A 26,202-nucleotide genomic window follows, 5' to 3' on the forward strand; every position below is an offset into this window, starting at 1 on the left:
GACGAAGCCGTGGGCTCGCTGGTAATCGAGAATGTGAAGAAGGCCTTCGGGCCGGTCGAGGTGCTGAAAGGCATCAACCTCGAAGTGACCGACGGCGAATTCGTCGTCTTCGTCGGCCCATCTGGCTGCGGCAAGTCAACCTTGCTCAGGGTCATCGCCGGGCTGGAGGATTCGACCTCCGGCAGGGTGGTGATCGACGGCGTCGATGTCTCGGCCACGCCCCCGGCAAAACGCGGCATTGCCATGGTGTTCCAGACGTACGCGCTCTACCCGCATCTGACGGTGAAGAACAATATGGGCCTCGGCCTCAAGCAGGCCGGCACGCCCGCCCCGGAGATCGAACGCCGCATCGGCGTCGCCTCGTCGATGCTGTCGCTGGAACCGTATCTCGAGCGGCGGCCGGCGGAACTGTCGGGCGGCCAGCGCCAGCGTGTCGCCATCGGCCGCGCCGTGGTGCGTGAGCCAAAACTGTTTCTCTTCGACGAGCCCTTGTCGAACCTCGATGCAGCGCTTCGCGTCAACACGCGACTGGAGATCGCTCAGCTGCATCGCCGGCTGAAGGCAACGATGATCTACGTCACCCATGATCAGGTCGAGGCGATGACGCTGGCCGACAAGATCGTCGTGCTCAACGCTGGCCAGATCGAGCAGATCGGCGGCCCGATGGAGCTTTACAATTCGCCGGCAAACGAGTTCGTCGCCGGCTTTATCGGCTCGCCGAAGATGAATTTCATCGACGGCGCCAGATTGGGCGAGACGGCCAAGACGATCGGCGTGCGGCCGGAGCATCTGACCGTGGATCCAAGGTCCGGTGCCTGGAAGGGAACGGTGGTGCACGCCGAACATCTCGGCGCCGACACCAACCTCTATCTCGACTGCGAAAAGGCCGGGCTGATCACGGTGCGCATTTTCGGTGTCTACGACGCCGAGCCCGGTGCGACGCTGTATGCAACGCCCGAGCCGGGTAAGACATACCGGTTTGGGGCGGACGGCAAGACGATCAAGTAATCCTTCGCCGACAGCAACCACGGCGATCACACCGCGCCGAGCAGCACCGCGCCATGGATCGCCGCCTGCCAGCCCAGGGCCGCCCAGCGTATGTCCAGAGGCTCTACAACAAGCGAATGCGGTAGGCTGTCCGCGATGCGCTGCTTGAGCGTCTGGCGGGGATAGGACTTCATGTCGACGATACCGCCGCCGATCAGGATCGTCTGCGGGGAAAACAGGGCGGCTGCCGTTGCGACGGCCACCGCCTGCTGCCAGACGATTTCGTCGAGCCATTCGCGCAGCGATGGCGGCTGCCCGGCCGCCGAAAACAGATCGGCCACCGGGATATCGTAGTCTGTCGCGAGGTCGACGAGCGTTGCCCCTGAGGCATAGGTCTCGACCCGGTTTGGCGGACCGCTTTCGTCGGGCCGGTAGATCGGCATATGGCCGATCTCGAGCGCCCAGCCGCCACCCCTGAAAATGCCGTCCTTGCCGAGATAGGCCGCACCGATGCCGGTGCCGAGATAGACCGCCAGCACCTCCTTCTGCCGCTTCACCGCGCCGGCAACGCTTTCGCCCAGCAATTGCAGTACGACGTCGCGTTCGAGCCGCACGGGAACGCGGAGCCGCGATGCCAGTTCCGTACCCAGCCGGATACCGTTCAGTTCGGGAATGTTGGCCGTGTGCAGCACCGTGTCGAAGTCGCGGTCGATGAACCCAGGCACCGTCGCAACGACCCGTGCAGGTTTGAGCCCGGCATCGCGGCAGGCTGCGGTGACCGCATCGGCCAACCCCGCCACAGGCGCGCCCTGGCGCAGTTGCGCGGTCGGGTAGGTGCGGGCAAAATCCACCGGGATGCCGTGGTCGGCAAAGCCAACCTTGACCGACGTGCCGCCGATCTCGACCACGGCGATCGTGTCTTCCATCGTTTGATGCGTCATGCCAGCGCTTCCAGGAATTCCGAAAGACAGGCGCGGAATTCCCGCCGGTAGGCGGCGCGATCCTGCGATTTGGCTGTGATGGTGCAAAGCCGGGCCGACGGGATGAGCCCGGCCAGCGTCTGTGCGTCGTCCAGTCGATGGACGAGGTCATGGTCATGGCCGATGACAAGGGTCGGCACCGCGATAGCGCGGATGTCCGCCTCGCTCACGCCCGGACCATCGCCCGCGATCGCCACCAGCAACCTACCGAACAGAACCGGGTCCGGGCGATTGAAGAAGCCTTGCAGGCTGGCGAGATTGTCCGGCGCCAGCCTCGCTAGCTCTGCGGCAACTGCGCTGTCATCGAACAGACGCCTGGCGTCAGGCGAATGGCGCATCAGGAGATCGCCGACCACGGCATAGGGCCTCATATTGGCCGGTGCAGCCTGGGATACCCACGCAGGCCGGGCGAGCACCAGCGCCCGCACCCGCGCCGGCCTGTGCACCGCCAGGCGGAGCGCCAGCGCCGCGCCCATCGAGATGCCGCCGACGACGGCCGGGCCGAGGCCGAGATCGTCGGCCAGCGCTTCGACGTCTTCAGCAAAAGTCGCAATCGAAAGCCGCTCGACCGGCCCGTAGCTGGATCCGCCCTGGCCCCGGCATTCGAGCGTCACGCGCCGGGTCACCGGCAGATCGGGAAACACGTCGGCCACCTGCGCCTCATCGCCGCCCAGCCCATGCTGGAAGATGACGGGAAGGCCCGTGCCGACCTCCCGGTAGGCAAGGTCGACGCCATCTCGGCTGAAGGTCTTTTTCACGTGTCGTCGCTCGCTTCCAGGACATTGCGCAGGAACGCGCCGACGCCGGGCGCCTCGGCCTCTGTCAGGCCATGCGTGATCAGGGGGCCGTCGAACCCGGCGGCTCTTAGGCAGCCGATGAAATGCGGGAAATCGACGACGCCCTGTCCGGCGGCGGCAAAACTGCCATCGGCATTGCGGTCCTTGGCATGGGCCATGCCGATCTCCGCAGCCAGCAGATCGACGGCCTCGTCGATCAGGCGGTGACGCTCCGCGCTGTCCGCCACTTCGAATAGATTGGCCGGGTCGAGCACGATGCGCAGCCGCGCGCTGTTCATCTCGTCGAGCAGCCGGCGAGCGGCCCGCGCGCTGGAGACGACATTGGCCAGTTCCGGTTCGATGCCGAGCTCGATGTCGAAGCGCTCGGCAATCGCGATCGCCGCTTCCATCTCCGTCCGCAGATCGCTCCATGCCGCCTCGCTTGCATTGTCGGGATGCCAGCGCCACGGATCCTGTGCATCCCTTGTGCCGGTGCACAGCGTGATCAGGCGCGTGCCCATGTCAGCGCATGACGCAGCCAGCACCTCCAGCCGAGCAAGACCTGACACACGAACCGAGCGATCCGGGTGGATCATGTTGTAGGTTCCAGACACGGCCGCGATCGAAACGCCGGCCTCGCCGCTCGCCTTAGCGACGGACCGGGCCGCATCCGGCTCGATGCTGTCCGGCATCGACGGCAGTCCAAGGCACGCCATGTTGAACTGCGCCGCCGTGTAGCCGCCGTCCGCGACCGCGCGCAGCACCGGCAAGGCGCCGGTGGTGGCGAAGGTCTTGGCGAAAATCCCAAGCTGCATCACACGACCCCGTCGACATCGGCCAGACGGACGGCGCGGCCGCCGGCAGCGGCCGAGCGGGCGATGGCCGCCATGCCCCTGACCGAGGCGATGCCGTCCTCGATGCCGGCGCCGATCATCGGCGCGCCATTCAGTACGACATCGGCAAAGCCTTCGAGCTGCCGGCGATAGAAGTGGCCATCCGCGCCAAGCGTCCGGTGCCAACTGCCATCGGCCTCGCGGAAAATGTCGACCTCGCTGCTCTTGTAGTACCAGGGGTTATAGGTCTTCGCGAGAACGCTGCCGTTCTCGCCGTAGATCTGGAACCCTTCGTGCCAGTCCATGCGCACGGCGACCGTCAGGTCGAGATGGCCGATCGTGCCGTCGGCGAAGATGGTGGTGATGAACCAGCAATAGGCGCCATAGCGCTCGGTGAGCCGGGCCTCCACCGCCTCGATCGGCCTGTGCAGATGGCGCGCCGTATCAAGGAGATGGCTGCCATGCGCCAGCATGTAGTATTGGCGCAGATCCGCCTTGGGATTGACGGCAGGCTTGCGCGCCTTGGCGCTGGTGATGATCAGCGGTTGCACCGCATCGGTCATCGGGTAGCGGTGGGTGCTGTCGCAGTACCAGCCTTTGAACGCCAGCCGCTCGCCCATTTCGTCGTCGACGAAAGCCTTTGCCGCCTGGATGCCGGGATCGAAGCGCTTCATATGGCCGACCTGAAGCACCTTGCCGCTCTTGTCGAGCGTGGCCCGCAAGCCTTCGACCTCCTCGACCGAAACGCCCAGCGGCTTTTCGCAAAGCACATGCTTGCCGGCATCGAGCGCCAGTTCCGCGGCCTTGACGTGAAAAATGTCCGATGTCGCGATGATGACGGCATCGAGGTCGGGATCGGCCAGCATCTGGCCGTAGTCGGCATAGGATTTTTCGGGCGCGTAGGTCGCCGCCATCCTGTCGCGCAGATCGTCGGCGACATCGCAGATGGCATAGAGATCGGCATTGCGCGCCTTGGTGCAGGATTCGAAATGCGCCGCCTGCGCAATCGGACCGCAGCCGAGCACGCCGACACGCAGCCGCTTTTCATCTTTGCGAGGCATGGAATCTTTCTCCTGATTAGCGCGCGGCGAGGCCGCGAAGTTGAAATTGGGGATCGCCCGACAAAGCTGCCTGATGCAGCAGGCAGGCAGCGCCCAATGCCGGACCGTCGGCGCGGACGCGCGCCAGTTCGATCCGGGGAACGGGATAGCCTTCGGCGAGGAAGTCCGACAGGAAAGCCTCGACCTGCTCAGCGACGAAAGGATAGACGGCATTGACCGAGCCCGAGAGGATGATGCGCTCCGGCTGCAAGGTGCAGGTGAGCGTCGCCAGGCCGCGGCCGAACCAGAGCGCCCAGTCGCGCGCGGTGGCGACGGCTGCCGGATCGCCGCCGGCAAGCGCCGCGACAAACTCATCCACGCCGGCGCGCAGTCCGCTTATGTGCAAATAGCGAGCCAGCAACGCATCTTTGCCGACATAGGATTCCAGCCGCCCCGGGCGCTTCGCGTCGAAGACAAAACCTTCGTCGCCGATGCGCAGATGACCGATTTCGCCGGCGCCGCCGAGTCGGCCGCGATGCAGCCTGCCGGCATTGATGATGCCGCCGCCGACGCCGTTCTCGATCAGGATGACCAGGGCATCCTCATCGTCCTTTCCCGGCTGCGGCCGGTATGTCTCGGCCACCGCGACGGCATTGGCATCGTTTTCCAAGAGGATCGGAAAATCGTCGCCAAAGGCATTGCCCAAAAGCTCCGCTAGATTGACCCCGTGCCAGCCAAGGATGGTGGCATGGTATGAGACGCCATCAGCTGCGGGGAAGCCGGGCACGGCGACATTGAGCCCGTAGGGGCGCGTGCCTTCAGGCAATTGCGACCGGATCTCGGCAACGAGCTCCTTGATGATGTCGACCGCGGCTTCGGGCGTGCTACCGGGGCCGGCAAATGCCCTAGAGGCGCTCGCACGCCGCGCGCCGGCAAGGTCGACAGTCACGACTGCGATCCAGTTGACGCCGATATAAGCGCCAAGGAAGAAGCCGCCATTGCCTTCGATCTCGACCAGGATACCGGGACGGCCGACCCGACCCTCGCTATCCTGCTCGTCATCCGTTCCATCCGACCGCTCGCGCGCCAGACCGGCTTCGGTCAGCCCCAGCACCAGGGCGCCGGTGGTCGACCGGGTCAGGCCGAGATCGCGTGCGAGCGCCGCTCGGCTCAACGCGCCGGCACGAAACAGCGCCGCAAGTGCCCTCGTTTCGTTCGGCCGAAGATCGGTCGACACCAGCACGTCGTTCTCCACAATTTGTTTGATTTGCATACTAATAGAATTTCTAGGCGGTTTGAAAGACCCAAGGTTGGGTGCATTGCAACAAGATATTCAGCATCCCCAAGCCCTTTGACCCAAGTTTCAAACGAGGATTTGTATCAGAAACTTACAAATTGGCATGGGAGGATGCGTGCCGGTTCTAGCGCGTCTCGAACATATCGTGAAGGATTTCGGTGCCGTCCGCGCGCTGGACAATGTGTCGCTCGACATCAATGAGGGCGAGGTTCTCGGCCTGATGGGCGACAATGGTGCCGGCAAATCGACGCTGGTCAAAACCATCGCCGGAAATTTCCAGCCGACGTCCGGCGCCTCCCAAGCCTGTCCTCCGGCGCATCGGCCGGGGGACATCTCTTCGAAGGCAGGCTTGCAGTTGGGCCGGCCCGCTTCGCAATCAGAGACTGCCTGTGTCCCTCCAGCAGGCGATCAGATGACCGTCGCCGGCCTGCCTGACGGGTGGTTGCGCCTTTCGGCAATCGGGCAGCGCGACAGGACAGCGGGCGGCAAAGGAGCATCCGGAGGTTTCGGCATCGTGTGCCGCGACGTGGAGCTGAGCCGGAGCCCTCGGCGCCGTCTCATCCGAGGAGGCGGCCAGAAGCAGCTTCGTGTAGGGGTGGTTGGGGCCACGGAAAATCTGCTCGGATGACCCCGTCTCGACGAGCCGGCCGCGATAGAGCACGCCGATCCTGTCGGCCATATAGCGCACCACCCTTAGGTCGTGGCTGATGAACAGATAGGTGGTGTCCTTGTCGCGCTGCAGGTCGTTGAGCAAATTGAGCACGGTCGCCTGCACCGAAACGTCGAGCGCAGAGGTCGGCTCGTCCAACACCACGAGCTTCGGCACGCCGGCAAAGGCGCGCGCAATCGCCGCCCGTTGGCGCTGGCCACCAGACAGCGATCTCGGCTTCTGGTCGACGGTCGTAGCGGCAAGACGAACCGAGGCCAGGAGATCGCCGACACGCTGCTTCACCTCGCTGCGGCCAAAGCCGGCGAGCCGCCGCAGCGGACGGCCGAGGATCCTGCCGATCCGCTGGCGCGGATTGAGCGTGCGGTCGGGTGACTGGAACACCATCTGCACGTCGCGCCGTTCGCTCAGGCTTCTTTTCTCGACGCGCGGCGCGACAGTGCTGCCGAACAGCTCGACCGACCCAGCGTCCGGCGTCTGGAGGCCAGTCACGATCCTTGCCAATGTCGACTTGCCGGAGCCGGATTCGCCGATCAGCCCGAACGTCTCGCCCTGGGCTATCTCCAGGTCGATATCGTGCAGGACGGCCTGGGAGCCGAAGGCGTGGCTGATGCCTTTGCAGGCGACGGCGATCGGACGTGCGGCTTCCGGTTGATCGCTGCGGACAGGCTTCGACGGGCTGGTTGTGTGCATCTCGGCCAGCCTGCCGTCGCGCTTGGTGAAGTTGAGCGCCGGGATCGAGGCGATCAGCGCCTTGGTGTAGGCGTGAACAGGGTTCTCGAAGACATCGTTGGCGATGCCGCTTTCGACCACCGTCCCCGACTGCATCACGGCCACCCGATCGCAGGCCCGGCGGACCATGTTGATGTCATGGCTGATCAGCAGAACGCTGGTTTTGTGATCGCGGCGCAAGTCCTGCAGGATGGCGACGATCTCGGACTGGACGCTGGCGTCAAGCGCCGTCGTCGGCTCGTCCAGCACCAGCAGCGACGGGTCGAGCGCAATGGCAATCGCGATGTTGGCGCGCTGCTGCATGCCGCCCGACAATTCGTGCGGATAGAGATCGAGCACCCGTTCCGGATTGCTCACCCTGACACGGCTCAGCAGTTCGGCGGCGCGGGTGCGTGCTTCGTCCTGCCGAACCTGGCGATGCCGCATGATCGTTTCGGTGATCTGCCGGCCGATCGTCATGGCCGGATTGAGTGCCGCACCTGGATGCTGGTAGACAGCCGCGATGCGATCGCCCCTTAGCCGGCGAAGCTGCTCGCCGGAGAGACTGCGGATCTCGCGACCCTGGAATTCGAGCGCCGACGCGGCGATCCGGGCGTTGCGCGGCAGATAGCGCAGAATAGCGAGAGCCACCGAGCTCTTGCCCGATCCGGACTCGCCGACAAGGCCGAGCGCTTCGCCTTCGCCGATGGCGAGCGACACGCCGTTGACGGCCGGATGCGATCCCCGGCGTCCATCATAGGCGACGGTGAGCTGCTCGACGTTCAGAACCGATGACGACATGTCTTGCTGAAACCACTTTCTTTCGGCGCGGTCTTCGAGGGCAATCGCTTCCGCTTTCGCGCCGCACAATCTCTATAAAATTACTCGAATTAAGCTGGAGCGCAATCTACCTTTCATCGCTCAGGAGAGATTGTCGCAGCCGGTCGAGGCGTCGCGACGGTCCCTTGGAGCAGTTCTGCAAGGAGGCCGACATGGCACGCGACCACATGATCCTCAGCGCGTTTTTCTTCAACCCGCAGGGCGATCATCGTATGTCATGGCGCCATCCGCGCGCGCCCGGCCGCGAAGTGCTCGACTTCGACTTCTACCGCGATCTCGTCCAGTCTGCCGAGCGCGCCAGGATCGATACGATCTTCGTCGCCGACCATGTTGCGATCTGGGATTCCGTACAGAGCGGCGTAGCCCATTACGCCAATGCCCGCCTGGAACCGCTGACGCTGTTGTCGGCGCTTGCCGGCGTGACCAGGCATATCGGCCTCATCACCACCGCCTCAAGCTCCTACAGCGAGCCCTACAATGTCGCCCGCATGTTTGCCTCGCTCGACCATATCAGCAAGGGCAGGGCGTCTTGGAATGTGGTGACGTCGGCCATGGACGAGGAGGCCCGCAATTTCGGCCGCGACGGCAATATCGAGCACGCCTTTCGCTATGAGCGCGCCACCGAATTCCTCGATATCGTCAAGGCACTGTGGGACAGCTGGGAAGACGAAGCCCTGCTTATCGACAAGGCATCGGGCTATTTCGCCGATCCCGACAAGGTCCATGCGATCAACCACAAGGGCCCGCACTTCAAGGTGCGCGGACCGCTCAATGTCTCGCGCCCGCCGCAGGGCCATCCGCTGATCGTCCAGGCCGGCTCGTCCGAAGACGGCAAGAATTTCGCTACCGCGCATGCCGATGCGCACTTTGCCATCTACAGCACCAAGGAAGACGGCATCAAATATAGGCAGGACATCAACGAGCGCCTCGCCCGTTACGGCCGCAAGCCCGAGAGCTTCAAGATCCTGCCGGGCATCCTGCCGATCGTCGCAGCTTCCGAAGCGGAGGGACGCGAGCGGCAGGAGTATCTGCAGAGCTTGCTTCCCGATCGGGTCGGCATCGACCTTCTCTCGAGCTGGAGCGGCGTCGATCTCTCCGTATATCCGCCGGACGGCCCGCTGCCGCCGCTGCCGGACGAGAGCACCTTCAATGGCGGCCGCACCTCGCTCAATCGCGTCAAGGAATGGTCGAAGCAGAACCTCACTCTGCGCGAGATCGCTCGCAAGCTCGCCAACAGCGGTTCGGTGCCGACCGTCGTCGGCACACCGAACCAGATCGCCGATCAGCTGCAGGACTGGTTCGAGGCAGGTGCCGCCGACGGCTTCAACCTGATGTTCCCGCTGCTCCCGGAGGATTGGGTGAATTTTGCCGAGCAGGTCGTGCCGGAACTGCAGCGCCGCGGCGTATTCCCCACCGAATATGCGCCGGGGACGCTGCGTGATCGTTTCGGCCTGGCTCGGCCGGCCAACCGCTTCGCCGAACAGCGCGACAATGTGCGCGCCGTATCCTGACTTGGGGCAACTGATATGACCGCAGCGCCAAAACTTCAGCCCCGCGAAGCCACGGCTCCGCAGCTCATCAATGTTCTGCACAGCCCCAAGCGCATTCGGGTCAAATTCGCCGGCCGCACCATCGCCGACAGCCGCAACGTCCTGGTGCTGCGCTCCAACCATTTTCTGCCGATCTATTTCTTCCCGGCCTCCTCGGTGGACCGCTCGCTCTTGAAGCCGTCCGAGCATCGCCAGCCGCATCCAGTCGGCGGCGAAACCACCTATTGGGACCTGGAGACGGGATCGAAAGCTTCTCCCAATGCGGCCTGGTCGTTTGTCGCGCCGCAGGATGAAAGCCTGTCGCCACTGGCCGGCCGCATCGCCTTCACCTGGAAAGCGGTCGACCAATGGTTCGAGGAGGAGGAAGAAGTCTTCGTCCACGCCCGCGACCCATACGCCCGCATCGACGCTCTGCAGAGTTCAAGCCATGTCCAGATCTGGTTCGACGGCGAAGTGATCGCCGACAGCCATCGCCCGGTGCTGCTGTTCGAAACGCATCTGCCGACGCGTTTCTATTTGCATCCGGACGATGTCAGGCTCGACCGTCTGGTCGACTCGGACAGCACGACGCGCTGTCCCTACAAAGGCATCGCCTCCTACTGGTCGGGCCGGCGCGCCGACGGCTCGGTGAGCCCCGATGTCGCCTGGAGCTACCGCGATCCCATTGCCGAAATGCCCAAGATCAGGGGCCTCATCGCCTTTTACCCGCAAGCCGTCGACCGCATCCATCTCGACGGCGAACCAGTCGCTTAAGCCATTCAACAGTCATTTCAGACAGGGGTTTCAAAATGACCAAACGCAACGACATCAATACGCTTCGCAATCTGTCCGGCGACATCTGGAACGTCGCCGTCGATGAGCACCAGGCCGGCTTCCTCAAGCGCCGCGATCTGCTGAAATACGCAGCCTTGATCGGCCTCACCGGCTTTGCCGCCTCGCAGGGACTTGCTGGTTTCGGCACGGCGCGCGCTGCCGGCGCCGGCGGCACGGTCCGCGTTGGGCTCGGACAGCCGACCAAGGCGATCGATCCCGTCTCCATCACCGATCCGGCCAGCATCGGCGTCATCAGCCAGGTCGGCGAATATCTCATCCTCGACGATCCCAAGGACGGTCTGCAGCCCAAGCTCGCTCTGTCGTGGGAGGCCGACGAGACCGCCAGCCGCTGGACCTTCAAATTGCGGCCGGGCGTAAAATTCCACGACGGCCGCACCGTCACCGCCAAGGATGTGGTGGCGAGCTTCGAGCGGCTGGTCGATCCGGCCAGCGGTTCGTCCGCGTTGTCGGCCTATAAGGGCATCCTGTCCAAGGGCGGCGCCAAGGTCGTCGACGACCAGACAGTCGCCTTCGATCTCGACGGGCCCAACAGCAACTTCCCCTTCTATGTCTCGTCCGACGTCTACAATGCCGTCATCCTGCCGGCCGACTATGCCGGCGATTTCGAGAAGAATTTCAACGGCACCGGCCCGTTCAAGCTCGAATCCTTCCGCCCCAAGCAGGGCGCCAGCTTCGTGCGCAACCCTGATTATTGGGGCGACAAGGCGCTGCCCGACCGCGTCGAAATCAAGTTCTTCGACGACGAGCAGGCGCAGGTGCTGGCGCTGCAGGCCGGCCAGCTCGACGTCATCCCGAGCACGACCCGGCTGGAATTGGCGATCGAGGGCAATCCCAACTTCAAGCTGCTCAGCGTGCAGGCAAGTTCGCATGACGAGGTGCATCTGAGGACTGACCAGGCGCCGTTCACCGACAAGCGCATCCGCCGCGCCTTGGCGCTCACCATCGACCGCGAGGCGGTGGTCAAGGGCTTGCTCAAGGGCCGCGCCATCGTCGGCAACGACACCCCGTTCGCGCCGATCTTCCCCTCGGCCGATCCGTCGGTACCGCAGCGCAAGCAGGACATCGCCGAGGCCAAGCGCCTGCTTGGCGAAGCCGGCGTGCCGAACGGCTTCCCGGTGACGCTGACCACCGAGCGCGCCTATGACATTCCCGATTATGCCGTGCTGATCCAGAATTTTGCCAAGAAGGCCGGCATCGACATCAAGCTCAACGTGCTGCCGCAGGACGCCTATTATGGCTCGGCGAAGTTCGGCTCGTCGCCATGGCTCGATTCCAATCTCGGCATTACCGATTTTGGCCATCGCGGCACGCCCGACATCTTCCTCAATGCGACGCTGAAGAGTTCGGGCGCCTGGAACGCGGCGCATTTCAACAACCCGGCCTATGACGGGTTGCTGCTCGAATACGGCAAGGCCCGCGACCTTCAGGCGCAACGCCTTGCCGCGGGCAAGATCCAGACCTTGCTGCTGGACGAGACGCCGCTGATCATCAGCTACTTCTCGCAATACAGCCGCATCGTCTCGTCGAAGGTCGAGGGCGTCCGCTTCACGGCGATCTCGCATCTGCTGCTCGATCGCGTGACGTTCGCCCAGGCATGATTGCGAGACGTCCAGCCACTCCGGGCACTAAAATCCGATGCTGACCGGCCGCACTGTGTTGGTGCGGGCAGCCTCGCTTCTGCTCACGCTGTGGCTGGTCAGCATGCTGGTGTTCTTCGCCGGGCAGGTTCTGCCCGGCGATGTCGGTCGCCTCATGCTCGGGCCGTTCGCCGATGCCGAGGCCGTCGCGGCGCTGAACAGGCAGCTCGGCGCCGACCAGCCGGTGCTCGTGCAATACTGGCACTGGTTCAGCAGCGTGCTGTCAGGCGACTTCGGCACCTCCCTGTCGTTGCGTTTGCCGGTGGCGCCCTTCGTTCTGGAAAGCCTCAAGCGCTCGGCGGCCCTTGCCGGAATTATCCTCGTCTTTCTGTTGCCGCTGGGCATCGGCGCCGGCATCGTCGCCGGTCTCAACCAGGGCCGCTTTATCGACCGCCTGATCGTACTCGCCGGCGTGTCCTTCGGCATCGTCCCGGACTTCGTCTCCGGCCTGCTGTTGCTCATCGTCTTCGGCCTGTGGCTGAACTGGTTCCCGATCACCGGCGCTGCTCCCGATGGCGCCGGGCTGTGGGTCAGTGGCTATTATCTGATCCTGCCGGCGCTGCCGCTGGTGCTGAACCTTGCCGGCTACATCACCCGCATGACGCGGGCCGGTGTGATCGAGGCGCTGGCCGCCGACTATACGCGCACCGCCGTCCTGAAAGGCCTTGAGCGTCGCGAGATACTCATCCGGCACGTGCTGCGCAATGCGCTGACGCCGACCATCGCCGTGCTCGCGACCCAGACCGGTTACATGCTGGGTGGTCTGGTGGTCATCGAAGCCCTGTTCGGCATACAGGGCCTCGGCAACCTTGTCCTCAACGCCGCCAAGGCGCGAGATTTCCCGATGCTCGAAGCCGGCGTGCTGGTCATGGCGACCATCTTCGTGCTGTCGGCCGCGGCAGGCGATCTCGTGAATGCCTTGCTCGATCCGCGGCAGCGCCGCCGTGTCTCGCCATGATGGAACTGATGGAATTGCCGGAGCGCCGTACGCTGCGCTGGCGGGCAGCAAGTCGCATCCGCGAGACTGTTTCGCAGCTGCCGCCCTCGGTCATCATCGGCTCGCTGATCCTGCTGTTCTGGGTCGGCTGTGCCGTGTTCGGCAGCCTGTTTGTGCCCTACGATCCCTATGCCGAGGATTTCCTCGTCATGCTGGCGCCGCCCGACGCGGCGCACTGGTTCGGCACCGACCAACTTGGCCGCGACGTGCTGTCGCGCATCGCCGTCGGCTCGCGTGACATCCTGCTGGTCGCGCCGGCAGCAACACTGCTCGGCGTTGCCGCCGGCAGCGTGCTTGGCCTCGTGCTCGGCTATTTCGACGGGCTGATCGACGCCATCGGCGCCAGGCTGCTCGACACGCTGATGGCCTTTCCCTTCATCGTCCTCGTCACCATGGCGCTGGTCGCGCTTGGGCCATCGAACCTCACCGTCATCCTTGTGATCGGCATCGCCTATGCCCCGCTGGTGGCACGGACGGTGCGTGCCGCCGTGCGCGAGCAGCGCGAACGCGATTATGTCAGCGCCGCTCGTCTCGGCGGTGAGAGCGCTCTTTCCATCATGTTCCTCGAGATCCTGCCTAATGTCAGGGAAACCATTCTCATCGAGCTGGTCACAAGGCTTGGCTATGCCTTCTTTTCGATCGCCACGCTGAGCTTCCTCGGCCTCGGCATCCAGCCTCCCTCAGCCGATTGGGGACTGGCGGTCGCCGACGGCTACGGCTTCCTGACCGGCGGCAAATGGTGGGTGGTGATCTTCAACTCGGCGGCCATCGTCTCGCTGGTCATGGCCACTAATCTGATCGCGCAAGGCATGGGCGCCTTCGAAAACAGCGACCGGTGAAGATCGGCGCTCACCAAAGCTGACGCGCAATTCAGGACCGTGCGCTAAAATCGCTCCTTGTGATTCGGCCCGGATAGGGCATCAGAACAAGGAACGGCATGAGCAAGGCCCTCATTACATTCGCATTGGTCGCGGTGCTCACCGCATTGCTCATGGCGCTCAGCCTGGCGGTGGCCAGGCACGGCTATCCCTATGGCGCGATCGGCGTGAGGCGGCTGGACGGCATTGCCGATGCCCGCTCGTTCCTGCCGCTCGCCGCCGTCTATTTTTTCGGCGCCATGCTGATGATGATCCTGCCGATCCGCGCCGCCGGCATCGTCTTGACCCATGCTGCGGATGCGCTGTTCTGGGCGGTGATTGCCCTGTTCGCCACAATTGTCGGCTGTCTCGTCGCCCGCTGGGCTTTCGGCCAGAGCAGCGTGCTGTGGGCGCTCCTGAACTGGCGTTTCCTGTTCGCCGCGGCCATCGTTGGCAGCCATTTCACCATGAACGGGCTGCGCCGCAACATCCTGCTCAGGAGCTTGTTCTTCGTCATCTTCGCCGCGGCGACGCTGGCTTGCCTGTTCTGGACTTTTCCGACCTGACAGGGCCGCTTCATATTGTCCATCTTGAGGTCGCGGCTTTCATAGCCGCGCGCCATCGGCTATCCAGTCCGCAGCTAGATTTCAGCCCTCACAGTGTCGTCATTTGTCTGATAAATAATTCAGGCATACGGCACCGCCAGCGAACCAATACAAGGAAACCGCGACATGAGCCTGTTTCGTAAAAATCTGATCGATGGCGAGTGGGTGGGCGAGGCCGGCTCGCGCAACATCAATCCCTCGAACACGGGCGATGTCGTTGGCGAATATGCCTCGGCCGGTGCCGAACAGGCCAAGCAGGCCATCGCGGCGGCCAAGGCTGCTTTCCCGGCCTGGTCGCGTTCGGCGCCGCTGGTTCGCCATGCCGTGCTGAAAAAGGCGTCGGACGAGATCATGGCGCGCAAGGAAGAGATCGGCCGCGCCCTGTCGCGCGAAGAGGGCAAGACGCTGGCCGAGGGCATTGGCGAGACCATCCGCGCCGCCCAGATCTTCGACTTCTTCGCCGGCGAGACGCTGCGCCTGTCGGGTGAATTGGTGCCCAGCGTGCGCCCGGGCGTCGGCGTCGAGATCACCCGCGAGGCCGTTGGCGTCGTCGGCATCATTACGCCGTGGAATTTCCCGATCGCCATTCCCACCTGGAAGATCGCGCCGGCGCTCGCCCACGGCAACACCATCGTCTTCAAGCCGGCCGAATTGGTGCCGGAGAGCGCCTGGACCATTGTCGACATCCTGCACCGCGCCGGCCTGCCGAAAGGCGTGCTCAATTTGGTCATGGGCAAGGGCTCGGTGGTCGGCCAGGCCATGCTCGACAGCCCCGACCTCAACGCCATCACCTTCACCGGCTCGGTCGGCACCGGCAAACGCGTGGCCGCGGCAAGCGTCGAGCACATGCGCAAGTTCCAGCTCGAAATGGGCGGCAAGAATCCGATGGTCGTGCTCGACGACGCCGACCTCGCCACGGCGGTCGAGTGCGCCATCAACGGCGCCTATTTCTCGACTGGCCAGCGCTGCACGGCCTCGTCGCGCCTGGTGGTGACCGAAGGCATTCATGACCGCTTCGTTGCCGTGCTCAAGGAGCGCCTGGAAAAACTCGTCATCGGCGATGCGCTTGATGCCAAGACCCAGATCGGGCCCGTCGTCGATGCGAGCCAGCTGAAGCAGGACGAGGACTATATCGCCATCGGCAGCCAGGAAGGCGCCAACCTCGCCTTCGGCGGCGAGCGGCTGGACCGCGAAACACCCGGCTTCTATCTCAGGCCGGCGCTGTTCACCGAGAGCACCAACGCCATGCGCATTTCGCGCGAGGAAATCTTCGGTCCGGTCGCCAATGTCATCCGCGTCAAGGATTATGACGAGGCGCTGGCGGTGGCCAACGACACGCCCTTCGGCCTGACCTCCGGTATCTGCACCTCCAGCCTCAAGCATGCCACGCATTTCCGGCGCAATTCCGAGGCCGGCATGGTGATGGTCAATCTGCCGACGGCGGGCGTCGACTTCCACGTCCCGTTCGGCGGCCGCAAGGGCTCGAGCTACGGCCCACGCGAGCAGGGCCGCTATGCCGCGGAGTTCTACACTACGGTGAAGACAGCCTACACCTTTGCCGGCTAATCGACGGGTGAACCGATGACAGCGGCGAAAGAGGAACTGACCTGGCTCAACCCGCCGCCGCACCATGCTTTCGGTAATGGCATCGTGCATGTGCGCACCGGCGGGGAAACCGACTTCTGGCGCGAAACCTTTTACGGCTTCTGGCGTGACAATGGCCATTTCCTCTATCGCCCGGTTGAGGGTGACTTCAGCGCCGAAGTCACCGTCAAGGGCGACTACAAGGTGCTCTACGACCAGGCCGGGCTGATGCTGCGGCTGAGTGAAACGCACTGGATCAAGGCCGGCATCGAATACACCGACGGGCTGGCTTACTTTTCGGTGGTGGTCACCAACGACACCTCGGACTGGTCGCTGCTCAGCATTCCCACCGGCCCCGACGGCGTGCGCATCCGGCTGACCCGCCATGCCGAGGCGATCCGCATCCAATATCTTGATACCACCGATGGCAAGTGGAAGCCGGTGCGGCTGGCTTATTTCCCGATCTCCAAATCCGTCGATGTCGGCATGATGTGCTGCTCGCCGCAGCGCGAAGGGTTTGAGGTAACATTCTCCGGCTTTACTGTCGGCCCGCCGATTTCCAGGCAATTGCACGACTGACGCAATATCGATGGCGGACTAACCGTCTGCCCGATGCTGGAAGAACTGCAAAAACAGCTCCCGTTCGGTGGTTATGTCGAGCTTCTCGTAGATGCGGCGGCGGTGGTTCTTCACCGTGCCGACGGCGATGCCGAGCCGTTCCGCGATGTTGGCGGTCGGATGTCCCGCCAGGATCAACTGCACCAATTCCCGCTCGCGCAGCGACAGCTCCGGCCACAGGCTCGCCGGGATGGTCGGCTCCTGCCGGGGCGAGGCGCCGGGGCCGGTCGGCGCCGATGTGCGGGAGAACTCGGTGCCGCGCGCCTTGATGTCGAGCGCATGCAAGGCCTCGAACACCGGCAGCCGCTCGTCCAGCAGGGCGATCTCGCTCTCCTTGAAGGTGGAGGTCGAGCGGTCGAGGAAGATGCCGAGGCACCAGTCGCCGCCATCGGCCAGCATGATGCCGACCTCATCGCAGATTTCCGACTGCGCCAGGAAGCCGGCTATGTACTGGCCGCGCTTGGCCTCGTCATCGGCAAGCCGCTTCAGCGGCAGGATGCCCAGCCGGCGTTCACGCCGCCACGAGGCATAGAACGGGTCGAAGACGTAGTAATTGTCGAGATAGCGCCGGACCATCTCGTTGGAGAAGCGCCGGTGCTTGATGAATTCCGGCGTCTGCGTCGCCGAATATCGGGTCACGGTGACGAGATCGTGCTCGATATCGGCGCCGATCANTGATGAATTCCGGCGTCTGCGTCGCCGAATATCGGGTCACGGTGACGAGATCGTGCTCGATATCGGCGCCGATCAGGTCAATCAGGCAGTCGACATGCCTGTCCGTACCGGTGGCGGCAATCGCCCTGGCGAGCGGCCCCCAGATATTGCCCATGCGCATGCCCTTTTCTCGGCGATCCCGGTCCGGCGGACATTGTGTCTTTTGGCATATGGCGCAAGGCCGCCCAAGGAATCTAGCTTGAGCCATCCTACAGCAATCCTGAGGCGACCGTGACCCAACCCAACCTCACCAGCCCCATCGTCGGCAATCCAATCGTCATCGGCATCGACGCCGGCGGCACCATGACCGACACGATCCTTGTCGACCAGGACGGCCACTTCAAGATCGGCAAGTCGGCAACCACGCCGAAGAACGAGGCCGAAGGCTTCCTCGCATCGGCCGAAGACGCGGCCGACGCCTGGGGCATCTCGCTGGAGCAGCTGTTCTCCGGCGTCAACGTCGTGCTCTATTCCGGCACCGGCATGCTCAATACACTGTTGTCGCGCACCGGGCGCCGGCTTGGCCTGATCACCACCAAGGGTCTGGAAGACATGATCCTGATGGGTCGCGGCCTGCAGGCCTGGGCCGACTATTCCTATGCCGACCGGCTGCATGCGGTGACCCACCATCATCCCGATCCGCTGGTGCCGCGCCGTCGCACCCATGGCGTCACCGAGCGCATCGACCAGTTCGGCGACATCGTGCTGCCGCTCTACGAGCATGAAGTCGCGATTGCGGCCAGGAAGCTGATTGCCGACAAGGTCGAGGCGATCTGCATCATGACCATCTTCTCGCACGTCAATCCGGTGCACGAAAAGCGCATCGCCGAGATATGCCGCGAGGAGGTGCTGAAAGCCGGCGCCGACATCCTCATCTACACCAGCCACGAGGTCCGCCCGGTCATCCGCGAACAGTCGCGGCTGAACTCGGTGCTGATCGAAGCCTACGCGACGTCGCGCGGCCGCAAGCAGCTTAGGGGTATCGAGGACGTTTCGAAAAAATACGGCTTCAAATACGGCGTGCAGACGCTGCTGTCCTTTGGCGGCCTGACCTCAATCAACCATCCGCGCCTGCACGAAACCATGATTTCCGGCCCGATCGGCGGTATTCTCGGCGCGGCCTATGTCGGCAAGCTCATCGGCAACGACTCCCTGATCTGCTCGGACATGGGCGGCACCTCCTTCGACATGGGCGTCATTTCGCGCGGCCAGACGCGGATCGAGAACGAGCCGCTGATGGACCGTTTCAAGCTCAACGTGCCGACGCTGCATCTCGACACGATCGGCGCCGGCGCCGGCATGATCCTCAAGGTCGACCCGCTGACCAAGAAAGTCTCGCTCGGGCCGGAAAGCGCCGGTTCCGACCCCGGCCCCATCTGCTTCGCCAAGGGCGGCACTGAACCCACCATCGCCGATTGCGACGCCATACTAGGCCGCCTCAACCCGTATTATTTCCTCGGCGGCAAGGTCGTCTTGCAGGTCGAGAAGGCGCGCAAAGCGTTTGAGGAAAAATGCTCCAGCATCCTTGGCGTCGGTGTCGAGGAGGCTGCCGAAGGCATGATCGACATGCTGGAAGCCGATGCCAACAACGCGCTGCGCCGGGTCATCTCCGGCCAGGGCATCCATCCCTCGGAATTCACGCTGCTGTCCTATGGCGGCTCGGGTCCGCTGCATCTGGCCGGCTGCTCCAGGGGCATCGGCTTCAAGGACATCATCACCTTCCAGTTTGCCGCCGCCTTCTCGGCCTTCGGCTGCACCACCGCCGATTTCATGCGTCGGCATTCGGTCTCGACGCAGCACGACATCGGCGCCCGCGCAAGCGATGACGAGCTGCTCGCTTTCGGCAAGAAGGTCACCGACGTCTGGAATGATCTCACCAAGGCGGCGGTCGACGAGATGATCAGCGACGGCCATATCAGAGACAAGATCAAGACCGTGCCGTTCCTGATGATGCGCTACACCGGCCAGCTCGAGGATGTCGAGGTCATGGCACCGCTTGCCGAGGTCAATTCGGCTGACGACATGCGTAGGGTCATCGACGAGTTCGAGGCGGTCTACGCCAAGGTCAACCATCGCGTTTCGCGCTATGGCGAAGCCGGCTTCACCATCACCGAGCTCGGATTGATCGCCACCGCCGACAAGGTCAAGCCGGTGCTCTTGAAGCGCCCGCTCGGCAAGTCGGCCCCGGCAGCAGCGCACAAGGGCGTGCGCGAGGCCTATATCGGGGGACGCTGGCACAAGGCCAATCTCTACGAGATGGACCTACTGCAGCCCGGCCATGAGGTGATCGGTCCGGCCATCATCGAACATCCCGCCACCACGCTCGTTGTTCATCCGCAGGACCGTGTCCACGTCGATGAGTGGACGCTGCTGCATTACACCCATTCTTGAAAGGGCACCGCCATGTTGGACAGACCTGCCTCGGCCCTGCGCCTTCGCGAACGGCTGCTCGATTCAGAACGGCTGATGGAAGAGACCGGCTGCTATGACGGCATCACCGAGCTCACGCTACGCAACCAGGACCCGCTGAAATTCGAGACGCTGCACACCAAGCTGCGCGCCTATTGCGTCTCGGCCCGCGAAATGGCCCGCCGCATCTCGGCCTCGCCCGGCGTGCGCGAAGTCGGCGAAATGGTGGTGGCGATCTATACGCCCGAGGGCGATGCGATCGCGCTGTCCAACGGCATCATGGTCCACGTCCACACGATGAGCCGCTTCATCAAATGGATGATCAAGAACAATTACGAGGAAAACCCGAAGATCCGCGAAGGCGACATCTTCGCCAACAACGATGCTTTCATCGGCACCGTGCAGGTGCCCGACGTCATGGACGTAATGCCGATCTTCCATGAAGGCACGCTGGTCGGCTGGGCCGGTGCGGTCTGCCACGAGCTCGAAGCCGGCGGCATCACGCCCGGCGGCGACGTCTGCCTGGCGCAGGAGCGCTTCACCGAAGGCCTGTTCGTCTGCGCCGAAAAGATCGGCGAGAATGACGAGATCCGCCGCGACTACGTCATCCGCTGCGAGCGCAATCTGCGCATGCCGATCTACTGGGTGCTGGACGAGAAGGCCAAGGTCGCCTCCTGCATCGACATGCGCGAAAGCGTCAAGCAGCTGATCTCGGAGATCGGCCTCGACTACTGGATGAAGGTATCGAAGGAGTTCATCGAGGAGGGCCGTCGTGCCCAGCTCGCCCGCACCCGCCAGCTCACCGTGCCCGGCATCTATCGCGGCCACACCTTCTACGGCCATGTCACGGCGGGCAAGCCCGGCTTCCAGCTGCTTGGCGATCCCGACTGGCTCTACAACATCCCGATCGAGATGGAGATCACCACCGACGGCAAGATCACCATGGACTTCGAGGGCACGCAGCCCTGGGGCTACCATTCGATGAACTGCACGCCGGCCGGCATGGATGGAGGCATGTTCGTCACCTTGACCCAGCACATGAATTTCGAGGGCCTCGTCAATGACGGCGCCTGGATGGCGACCGAGCTGAAGCTGCCGCACGGCACTTGGACCAACCCCGACAATGAGATGGTGGCGACCGCCACATCCTGGGCGCTGCTGCTGCCGGCCTATGGCGTGTTCCAGCGCCTTTTGTCGCGCGGCTTCGTCGCGCGCGGCTTCGTCGAGGAAGCCTTCGTTGGCCAGGTCAACAGCCCGATGATTGAGATGGGCGGCGAAAGCCAGTACGGTACGCCGTTCGGCATGGCGCATTTCGAATGCGCCGCCGCCGGCTCCGGCGCGCTGGCCATCGCCGATGGCCTCGACACCGCCTATGTCGGCTGGAATCCGGAATCCGACATGGGCAACATCGAGGTCTGGGAACAGTCGATGCCGATGGTCTATATCGGCCGCTCGATCATGCCCAATTCGGGCGGCGCCGGCAAATATCGCGGCGGCTGTTCCTTCGTCTCGACCTGGCTGATCAACAAGACCTCGCACCTGCGACTGCACACCTCGGAACACTCCTCGCGGGTATTCGACAATGGCGGCATGTGCGGCGGCTATCCCGCGCCGACCTGCCAGAAGCATCGCGCGGTGCGCAACTCCAACATCCACGAACTGGCGGCAAAAGGCGAACCGCTCGCGCATGCCCCAGGTATCGATCCGCATGTCTCCGACTACGAGAAGAACATCGGCGGCGACCATGCCGTGGTCGAAGGCCCCTACATCACCTCGCCGCACAAGTCGGGGGACATCTTCAGCCATTCCTACAATGGTGGCGGCGGTTACGGCGACGTGCTGGAGCGCGATCCGGTCAAGACCGCCTGGGATGTCGAGAACGGTTTTCTCACCCGCCAGGCGGCGATCCAGATTTTCGGCATCGTGCTGAAGGACGACGCCGAGGGTTATCCGGTTGCCGATATCGACGCCACCGTCGAACGTCGTGCCGCCATGCGCAGAGAGCGTCTGGCCAAGGCGATCCCGGTTTCGGACTGGATCGCTGCCGAACGCGGCCGTGTCGAGAAGGCCGACTTCGCGCCCGAGGTGAAGAAAATGTATGCCAGCGCGATCAAGCTGTCGTCGCGCTTCACCAGGGATTTCAGCGATTTCTGGACCGTCGACGCCAGATCGATCTTCATGCCGGGAGCAAAGCCATGACCTCGTACAGCAAGGAAGTCCTCGGCGATCTCTCAGCCGGCAAGCTCCCCTGGCCTCAGACAAAGCGCATCATGAGCGCCTACAAGGACGACGACCGCTTCTTCAAGATGCTCGCCGTCTATCAGGACCGTGTCACCTGGAAGGACCCGATCCTGCTGCCGGTCTCGGATCACCTGTTCATCTGCCAGAGCGGCGACGAGCGCATCACCCGTTGCGAATGCGGCCACTCCTTCGGCGACTACCGCAAGAACTGGAAGCTCAAGGCTGCGATCAACGTGCGAAACACCGAGGAAGCGCTGCGCGAGATCTATCCCAACAGCGATATCCCCGATCCGCAATGGATGGAAATCCGCGAATTCATCTGTCCGGAATGCGGCACCATGCACGAGGTCGAGGCGGCGGCACCCGGCTATCCGATCGTGCATGATTTCGAACCCGATCTCGAAGGCTTCTATCGCGAGTGGCTGGGCAAACCGCTCTAGCGACGTGGTGACCAGCGCTGCAGGCAAGGTAGCGCTCGTCACCGGGCTGGGTCTAAGACTATCGCATCAAACATCGTATCGGAGATTCACTGCCCATGACAGACCTTTCCGGCCGCAGCGCGATCGTCACCGGCGGGTTTTCCGGCATGGGCTTCGCGATTGCGACGGCGTTGGCGCAAGCCGGCGTCAATGTAGCGGTCGGCTCCTACATCGCCCCCGCCGGCGCCGAAAGAACCGACGCCGCCTACTATCCCGGCGCAGATGAAATCGAGCGCGTGCGGTTGGCCCTGTCTGCCCACGGCACCAGGGTTTATGCCGCCCATCTCGATGTCCGCGACAGCGAGGTGACCAACCGGTTTGCGGCTGACGCGCAGGCCGCCATCGGCCCGGCCGACATACTGGTCAATGCCGCGGGCACCACCGCCGAACAGCCGGTCTGCGGCCATTCCGACGCGCTGTGGAACAAGATCGTCGACACCAATCTCAGCGGAGCGTTCCGCGTCACCCGAGCTGTGCTGCCCGGCATGATCGAGCGCGGCTGGGGCCGTATCGTCAACATCGGCTCGACAGCGGCTTCCGTCGGCTGGAAGGACAACCCGGCCTATTGCGCCTCGAAGGCCGGGCTGCTCGGCCTTACCCGCTGCGTGGCGCTGGAAGGCGCCGCGCACGGTGTCACCTGCGTCATGATCAGCCCGACCTGGGTCGAGACCGAACTGATGCGCCGCAACGTGGCGCAGGTGGTCGAGCGTGAGGGCAACGGCAGAACCGCCGAGGAAGCGATGGCCGAGATCGCCAAGGGCAATCCCCAGCAGCGCATGCTGCAGCCGCAGGAAATCGCGGCTCTAGCCGTGTTCCTGTGCTCGGATCTGGCCAAGGGCATCACCATGGAAAACATCCAGATCACCGGCGGAGCGCTGTGGTAGCGGCCACAGTTTGAATTTTCGAACGAGCGAGCCGCATTAACGCCATTTGTCGGTTGCATGTTCGTTTTGGCCCTGCCTGCGGCAACTTTACCCCTCGCGGCAAATTTACCATTGAGTGACAGGCGATAGAGGTTATATTGTGCACTGCACAATGGATGCCCGCTGATCGGGATCCGGCAAGGGCAGGTTCCGGCGATCGCGCATGACGCAGAAAAGCCGACCATGGGCGCTTCAGCCCAGCTGAAAGGCGGCAGCATGAGAAATCCGGTACGGATATGAAGATCCCGAAATCCATTCTGATCGATCCGGACAACAACAAGGCCTATGCCGCCTTCGCCGTTGCGGTGTCGGTCTTTGCCTTCGCCTACTCCACCAATTTCGGCCAGATCCTGATCCTCGCCTACTATCTGGTATGGCTGCCGCTGCTGTTCGTCGACTACCGGCGTTTCGCCCGCGATCTCTCCAGCGCCTGGCTGCCGCTGCTGTTTGCGGCCTATGTCTGTCTGTCGCTGTTCTGGTCGCAAGCGGCCGGCACCAGCGCGCGGGCGGGGCTGCAATATTTCTCCCACATGCTGTGCGCCTACATCGCGGCGCGCACCATCAGCACGCGCACGCTGGTGCTGGGCTCGCTGATCGGCATCTTCATCGTGCTGCTGTATTCGCTGAAGGTTGGCGCCTATGCGCTCGACACTATCGACGGCACCACCAATTTCGTCGGCGCCTTCGGCTCCAAGAACCAGATCGGCTTCTTCGCCTCGCTCGGCATCTTCTTCTGCTTCGCTTTTCTGGCCTTCTACCGGCGCAACTGGATGAGCTTCGTCTGGACCGCGCCGATCATCCTGCTGTCCGTCTATATGCTGGCGATCGCCCACTCGGCGACGTCAGTCGCTTCGCTTCCGGCGGTGATCGGTGTCGTTGCCTTGCTTGCCATGAGCAAGGTTCTGTCACGCCGCTACCGCCGCGTGCTGTTCGTCGTCGGCGCTACGGCGCTGGTGGGCGGTGTGATGGCTGCGCTGAACCTTGGCTTGCTCGATGTCGTGCTCGGCATCTTCGGCAAGGATTCGACGCTGACCGGCCGCACCTATCTCTGGGAACAGGGCTGGGCCGCCGCGCAGCAGCGTCCGGTGCTCGGTTATGGCTATGCCGCCTACTGGATCCAGGGTTTTGCCGATCCGGAACGGCTCTGGGCCGAGTTCTACATCTCCACCCGCACCGGCTTCCATTTCCACAACACCTATATCGAGACGCTGGTCGAGCTCGGCTTCATCGGCGTGACGATGCTGGCGCTGATCATCCTGCGCTCCTTCTGGGGCCATGTTTCGAAGGTGGTGTTCGGTGACTGGAGCGCCGATTCGGTGGTGCTCGCCGGCGCGGTCGGCATGATGCTGATCCGCTCCTTCTTCGAGGTCGAGATCCTCGGCCCCTATTTCATGGCCTCGTTCATCGTCTATTACGGCCTGTTCAAGCTGCGCCCGGTGCCGCTCGCCAGGGCAAGGCGGGCCTATGTTCCGGTGCCGGACGAGAACACCGCCAACGGCCGCATGCCGGCGCGCGTCTGACTTGCTTATCTCAGGCGACGGCGCGCTTGCGCAGCATCAGCCGCTGCAGGAAGCGGCGCAACGGCTCGTCATAGACGCGCGTGGCGATGTCGGCGATGACGATGACCGAAACCGCCATGACGATGCCGAACCAGGGATGATGCGCGAACGGGTCGATCGCTGCGGCCTTGCCCGCCCCGGCGATGATCATCAGCAGCGGCGTGTGGATGATGTAGATCGGGTAGGAAATCCGCCCCAGCCAGCCATAGAGGCCTGACAGGCGCGGCGCCGTCGGCGCAATAGTGCCGACCACCACCAGCGCCGGGAAAACAAAGACGACGCAGGCGAGATCGTAGGCGACGCGCGCGCCGCCGGCCGGCGCGATGGCAAAGACGATGAGCGTCAGCGCGATCGCACCCTCGACCCACCAGCCGCGCCGCAGGAAGCCGAGCCCGCTTTGATAGCGTGTCATGGACCGGCAAAGCAGCACGCCCAGGAAGAACGAGAAACAGACGCGCGGCAGGCCGCTGATGATGGTCGAGCCGGTCATGCCGAAGTCGAGGGTGCCGGCCACGATCGAAGCGATGACCAGCAGCACCAGGCTGACGGCGATGAGCACGGTCAGCACGCGTTTCGTCAGCAGGAAGAAGACGGCGACATAGGCGATGTTGACGATCAGCTCGAAGAACAGCGACCACGACGCGGGGTTGAGCGGAAAGATCGTGTGATAGGCATCGCTGACCAGCGGGATGAAGAACATGCCGGTCGTCAGCATGGTGCCGATCTCGGAGATCGGCATGTATTCCGCCGGAATCAGCCGGTTCTTGACGATGAGATAGAAGAAACCGAGCAGCGTGCCGGCGAGGTAGAGCGGGTAGAGGCGTATCAGGCGGATCGCCAGGAACGTGCCGAAGCCCATGCCGTTTTCGATCTTGCGGTCATAGGCATGCGCGATGACGAAGCCGCTGAGCAGGAAGAACAGGTCGACCGCCAGATAGCTCGACGGCAGCACCTTGCCGGCGGCCAGGAACGGCGAGAAGTGGTAGAGCATGACGCTGATCGCCGCGACGCCGCGGATGGCATCGAGATTGAGGTAGACGTGGCGCGGTGCGGCGGGCTGCATG

The 26,202-nt window shown here is 63.7% G+C and carries 21 protein-coding genes and 2 pseudogenes; 15 read left to right on the forward strand and 8 right to left on the reverse strand.

The features are described 5' to 3' along the window. Positions 1-9: 9 nt before the first annotated feature. Complete coding sequence (locus tag X751_RS146330; RefSeq protein WP_023745184.1) at positions 10-1,008, forward strand: ABC transporter ATP-binding protein; 999 nt, start codon at positions 10-12, stop codon at positions 1,006-1,008. 26 nt (positions 1,009-1,034) lie between these two features. Here the strand turns inward: X751_RS146330 and X751_RS146325 are convergent, their stop codons facing one another. Genes X751_RS146325 through X751_RS146305 form a run of 5 tightly spaced genes read right to left on the reverse strand, consistent with a single transcriptional unit; the run spans position 1,035 to position 5,889 of the window. Next, positions 1,035-1,928: an ROK family protein gene (locus X751_RS146325; protein ID WP_023745185.1), complete on the reverse strand. Its 894-nt coding sequence runs from the start codon at positions 1,926-1,928 to the stop codon at positions 1,035-1,037. After that, the gene (locus X751_RS146320) at positions 1,925-2,725 is read right to left on the reverse strand and encodes an alpha/beta hydrolase (RefSeq protein ID WP_023745186.1); all 801 of its coding nucleotides are present in this window, start codon (positions 2,723-2,725) and stop codon (positions 1,925-1,927) included. Before X751_RS146320 ends, X751_RS146325 begins: the two co-directional genes overlap by 4 nt. Beyond that, the gene (locus X751_RS146315; RefSeq protein ID WP_023702361.1) at positions 2,722-3,558 is read right to left on the reverse strand and encodes a sugar phosphate isomerase/epimerase; all 837 of its coding nucleotides are present in this window, start codon (positions 3,556-3,558) and stop codon (positions 2,722-2,724) included. Before X751_RS146315 ends, X751_RS146320 begins: the two co-directional genes overlap by 4 nt. Then, complete coding sequence (locus X751_RS146310; RefSeq protein ID WP_023745187.1) at positions 3,558-4,637, reverse strand: Gfo/Idh/MocA family oxidoreductase; 1,080 nt, start codon at positions 4,635-4,637, stop codon at positions 3,558-3,560. Before X751_RS146310 ends, X751_RS146315 begins: the two co-directional genes overlap by 1 nt. A 16-nt stretch (positions 4,638-4,653) precedes the next feature. Further along, positions 4,654-5,889 (reverse strand): ROK family transcriptional regulator, encoded by a 1,236-nt coding sequence (locus tag X751_RS146305; RefSeq protein WP_050590935.1) that lies wholly within the window; start codon positions 5,887-5,889, stop codon positions 4,654-4,656. Between the two features lie 139 nt (positions 5,890-6,028). Here X751_RS146305 and X751_RS1000000165770 point away from each other — a divergent pair. Next, a pseudogene (locus X751_RS1000000165770) lies at positions 6,029-6,208 on the forward strand (ATP-binding cassette domain-containing protein); the annotation flags it as partial. Between the two features lie 81 nt (positions 6,209-6,289). On the opposite strand, the gene X751_RS146300 reads toward X751_RS1000000165770, so the two are convergent. Further along, positions 6,290-8,092 (reverse strand): ABC transporter ATP-binding protein, encoded by a 1,803-nt coding sequence (locus X751_RS146300; RefSeq protein WP_023745189.1) that lies wholly within the window; start codon positions 8,090-8,092, stop codon positions 6,290-6,292. 191 nt (positions 8,093-8,283) lie between these two features. Between X751_RS146300 and X751_RS146295 the strand changes: the two genes are divergently transcribed. The 8 genes from X751_RS146295 (at position 8,284) to X751_RS146260 (ending at position 16,774) form a co-directional block, all read left to right on the forward strand. Continuing rightward, positions 8,284-9,642: an LLM class flavin-dependent oxidoreductase gene (locus X751_RS146295; RefSeq protein WP_023668832.1), complete on the forward strand. Its 1,359-nt coding sequence runs from the start codon at positions 8,284-8,286 to the stop codon at positions 9,640-9,642. Positions 9,643-9,657: 15 nt separating this feature from the next. Continuing rightward, positions 9,658-10,434, forward strand: coding sequence for a DUF427 domain-containing protein (locus X751_RS146290; protein ID WP_023725876.1), 777 nt, complete (start codon positions 9,658-9,660; stop codon positions 10,432-10,434). 35 nt (positions 10,435-10,469) lie between these two features. Further along, a complete protein-coding gene (locus X751_RS146285) occupies positions 10,470-12,113 on the forward strand; it encodes an ABC transporter substrate-binding protein (RefSeq protein WP_023668830.1) in 1,644 nt (547 codons plus the stop codon). A gap of 37 nt (positions 12,114-12,150) precedes the next feature. After that, on the forward strand, positions 12,151-13,110 hold the full coding sequence (locus X751_RS146280) for an ABC transporter permease (protein ID WP_031198523.1): 960 nt from the start codon (positions 12,151-12,153) through the stop codon (positions 13,108-13,110). Beyond that, a complete protein-coding gene (locus X751_RS146275) occupies positions 13,107-13,988 on the forward strand; it encodes an ABC transporter permease (protein WP_023668828.1) in 882 nt (293 codons plus the stop codon). Before X751_RS146280 ends, X751_RS146275 begins: the two co-directional genes overlap by 4 nt. Before the next feature lie 98 nt (positions 13,989-14,086). Further along, positions 14,087-14,572 (forward strand): hypothetical protein, encoded by a 486-nt coding sequence (locus X751_RS146270; protein WP_023745190.1) that lies wholly within the window; start codon positions 14,087-14,089, stop codon positions 14,570-14,572. 165 nt (positions 14,573-14,737) lie between these two features. After that, entirely contained in the window at positions 14,738-16,177 is a 1,440-nt protein-coding gene (locus X751_RS146265) for an aldehyde dehydrogenase family protein (protein ID WP_023745191.1), read from the forward strand. Between the two features lie 15 nt (positions 16,178-16,192). Continuing rightward, positions 16,193-16,774 carry a DUF1349 domain-containing protein gene (locus X751_RS146260; protein ID WP_023732560.1) on the forward strand — a complete coding sequence of 194 codons (582 nt, stop codon included), beginning with the start codon at positions 16,193-16,195 and terminating at the stop codon, positions 16,772-16,774. A gap of 18 nt (positions 16,775-16,792) precedes the next feature. Here X751_RS146260 and X751_RS0133630 read toward each other — a convergent pair. Then, positions 16,793-17,648 (reverse strand): annotated as a pseudogene (locus X751_RS0133630) (helix-turn-helix transcriptional regulator). A 110-nt stretch (positions 17,649-17,758) separates the two neighbouring features. Here X751_RS0133630 and X751_RS146255 point away from each other — a divergent pair. The 5 genes from X751_RS146255 to X751_RS146235 all read left to right on the forward strand — a co-directional run bounded on the left by X751_RS146255 (position 17,759) and on the right by X751_RS146235 (position 25,099). Beyond that, positions 17,759-19,918 (forward strand): hydantoinase/oxoprolinase family protein, encoded by a 2,160-nt coding sequence (locus tag X751_RS146255; RefSeq protein ID WP_023745192.1) that lies wholly within the window; start codon positions 17,759-17,761, stop codon positions 19,916-19,918. A 12-nt stretch (positions 19,919-19,930) separates the two neighbouring features. Continuing rightward, positions 19,931-22,135, forward strand: coding sequence for a hydantoinase B/oxoprolinase family protein (locus X751_RS146250; RefSeq protein ID WP_023745193.1), 2,205 nt, complete (start codon positions 19,931-19,933; stop codon positions 22,133-22,135). After that, a complete protein-coding gene (locus X751_RS146245) occupies positions 22,132-22,617 on the forward strand; it encodes an acetone carboxylase subunit gamma (protein WP_023745194.1) in 486 nt (161 codons plus the stop codon). Before X751_RS146250 ends, X751_RS146245 begins: the two co-directional genes overlap by 4 nt. Positions 22,618-22,712: 95 nt before the next feature. Further along, entirely contained in the window at positions 22,713-23,540 is an 828-nt protein-coding gene (locus tag X751_RS146240) for an SDR family NAD(P)-dependent oxidoreductase (protein WP_023745195.1), read from the forward strand. 275 nt (positions 23,541-23,815) lie between these two features. Next, on the forward strand, positions 23,816-25,099 hold the full coding sequence (locus X751_RS146235) for an O-antigen ligase (protein ID WP_023689977.1): 1,284 nt from the start codon (positions 23,816-23,818) through the stop codon (positions 25,097-25,099). A gap of 10 nt (positions 25,100-25,109) precedes the next feature. On the opposite strand, the gene X751_RS1000000164805 is transcribed toward X751_RS146235, so the two are convergent. Beyond that, positions 25,110-26,201, reverse strand: coding sequence for an acyltransferase (locus tag X751_RS1000000164805; protein ID WP_023696958.1), 1,092 nt, complete (start codon positions 26,199-26,201; stop codon positions 25,110-25,112). Between the last annotated feature and the right edge of the window lies 1 nt (position 26,202).

This window comes from Mesorhizobium sp. LNJC394B00 (assembly GCF_000502555.1).
In the GTDB taxonomy this organism is placed as follows: domain Bacteria; phylum Pseudomonadota; class Alphaproteobacteria; order Rhizobiales; family Rhizobiaceae; genus Mesorhizobium.